This is a genomic window from Pontimicrobium sp. MEBiC01747 (assembly GCF_053601635.1).
Map to the genome: position 1 here is coordinate 1 of NZ_JBSHNS010000014.1, position 3,105 is coordinate 3,105.

The following is a 3,105-nucleotide window of genomic DNA, read 5'->3' on the forward strand; positions in this document are numbered from 1 at the left end:
TACCGTTTGTCGAAAATAATTGCATTTAATCTTTTGTTTAAATATATTTAGTTAATAGAAAATTAGTCCCAAACCAATCAAAGCTACCTGCTTATGAAAACTTTTACCCTCAAAAAAGATTTACATAATGTAAATTTAAAACGTACAATGTTATTAATTATAATAGCATTTTCATTTCAATTTTCTAACTCTCAAAACGCCTCTGTAGACCTTTCTATAACTTGGCCTAATTGGTCATCAGAAAATAGAGTGGAAATATATGACCCTTCGGGCACACTAATAACAACTATAGATAATGGATACTCAGGACTATACAATGATGCCTATTCCACAACATTAGACCTAGGTTGCATGCCTACAGGTAATAACTACTACGTAACAATGTATGACACCTATGGAGATGGCTGGAATGGCGCTTCAAACATTACTATAAATGCAGGAGGAGTTACTGCGCTAACAAACTCTGGAGCTAATGCAAGCGCAGCTGGTTATACTTTATACTTTAATGTTACTGGAAGTTGCTCATGCACAACCTTCGTAAACACTTTTCCATATACAGAAAGTTTTGAATCTGGCACAGGTTTATGGACCCAAAATGCTTTTGATGGGTTTGATTGGACTAGAAACACAGGAGGAACTGTATCCTCTTCTACTGGCCCAAGTAATGCTTCAGATGGCGCATATTATATGTATACAGAAGCATCCTATAACTATAATAATTATGCATACCTAGAAAGTCCTTGTTTTGATTTAACATCAATGTCTTCTGCATTATTTACTTTTTATTACCATATGTATGGAAACAGTATGGGAACTTTAAATGTAGATTTAAGTACAGATGGAGGCTCTACATATCCAACCAATTTATGGTCACAAACCGGACAAGTACAAACTAGTAATGGTGCTGCTTGGAATCTTGCAACTATAGATTTAAGTGCATATATAGGGCAAACTATTAAAATTAGGTTTTCTGGAACTACAGGTGCAAATTACACAAGCGATATGTCTATAGATGACATCTCATTAACCACAATAAGTACACCGCAACCCGAAATAGAAGTTACAGGAAATGGCAACTCTTTTACTAATGGAGATTCTACACCAAGTATTGCAGATTATAGCGATTTTGGAGCTTTAAATGTAGCAGTAGGCTCTATCACAAATACATTTACCATTAACAACCTAGGTACTTTAAATTTAGACTTAACTGGAGGCGCACCTTATGTAACTATTACAGGAACAAATCCAACCGATTTTACCCTAACTGCATCTCCCACCACCCCAATTCTTCCTGGAGGTAGTACTAGTTTTGATATTACTTTCGATCCTAATGCAAATGGTGTTAGAACAGCTATAATTACAATAGCAAATAATGACACAGACGAGAACCCATTTACTTTTTTAGTTGAAGGTTTTGGTGGTGTACCAGTCATTGAAGCGCCAGGTGGAGTAACTGCAAATTTAGAATTATGGTTAAAAGCAAACGATGGAGCAGGAACAACAGATGGGCAACCCTTAACAACTTGGTACGATCAAGCAAATGCTAATGATGCCACCACACCTAATCCTGGACAAGAACCAACCTATAGAGACAATCCAAATTACAATGTAAACTTTAATCCTGTAGTAGACTTTGAAAACAATTACAATAATGCGCCTGTAGATTACACCTATTCAGATACTACAAGAGACATTATGGCTGGAGCATCTGGATATTACTCAGACGATATTTATGTAGTGCTTATACCAGATATTAATACAACATCTGCTACACCAAGTATGGATATTTTCTGTGCAGACTCAGACACAAGCACACAAGCAACAGATGGTACTGGCATAGGGTTTGGAGCCTATTCTATAAGATATGCTGGCGAAGTACTCTCTTTTGCACATGGTACTACTCCTTCAGGTACAACCCCTGTTAACAATAGAGGGTATGGTGTTGCACAAGTTAACAACACTTCAAATTATGATAACGCTGGAATAATAAATGGGCGCCATAACACATCAAACAGCGCTTACGAGTTACTTTATAATAGCAACAATGTTGTAAATACAGAAGTAGGTGTCCCACAATTCGGAACTGTAAATAACGCTAATTATTGGCTAGGAAGAAGTGAAGGTTATAAAGGGAGTTTAGATGGCAGAATTGTAGAACTAATTACATTCTCTGCTAGAAATTCCGATGGAGTAGATAGAGACAGAATAGAATCCTATTTAGCAATTAAATATGGAATTACACTTGGAGTTAATGGAGTTAGCCAAAACTACTTATCTTCCGATGGAAATATAATCTGGGATGTTTCTGCAAATGCTGGATTCAATTATGATATAGCTGGAATTGGTCGTGATGATAATTCTGAATTAAACCAAAAACAATCAAAAAGTGTTAATCATAGTTCTATAGTTGCCGTATCTCTAAGTAATACAGAATTAACAAACAACTTAAACATTAATGGCTTTAGTACAGATAGAGAGTTTTTAATATGGGGAAATGATGGAAATGACACAAACTCTTCAGCAACCTCTATTACTGTAAGTTTAGGACCAGCTACAATTACTACAGTAACAGATGTAATGAATAGAAAATGGAAAATAAATGAAACGGCTGGAGACGATATTGGAACTGTAGAAGTTTCTGTATTCGAAACAGATTTGGCAGGGCTTCCGCCTTTAACAGGAAATGATGCTTATGTAATGCTAGTAGCAGACGATGCTAATTTTTCAACAGGTTTACAAACTGTATTTTTAGACCCAAGCACTTTTAATGGTTTAGCTACTAGAGAAGGAACTTACGATTTTGATGGCACTAAATATTTTACTTTTGGTGTTGCACATGAAGAAGTAAGAACAAGACACTTAGGCTTCGACGGAATAGACAACTATACCTTAGTTGGCGACAGAATAGATTTAGCAGGTAGTTTTACAGCTTCAGCATGGGTAAAACCAGATGGAGATAATGCGATGTCATCAGATAAAACTATTGTTGCAAAAAACAATGGCACATCTGGTTATAAGTTTTTCATTACAAATGGAAATATTGTTAGCTTTTCTGTGGGCAATACTGCAGCAGACAGAATAGATTCTAATACAACTTTACCAGAT

1 protein-coding gene is annotated in these 3,105 nt (G+C 35.8%); it reads left to right on the forward strand.

Translation table 11 applies throughout. The features are described 5' to 3' along the window. Positions 1–93 precede the first annotated feature (93 nt). The coding region (locus ACVC2P_RS00115) for a choice-of-anchor D domain-containing protein (RefSeq protein ID WP_452596458.1) at positions 94–3,105 on the forward strand (3,012 nt) is incomplete at its 3' end.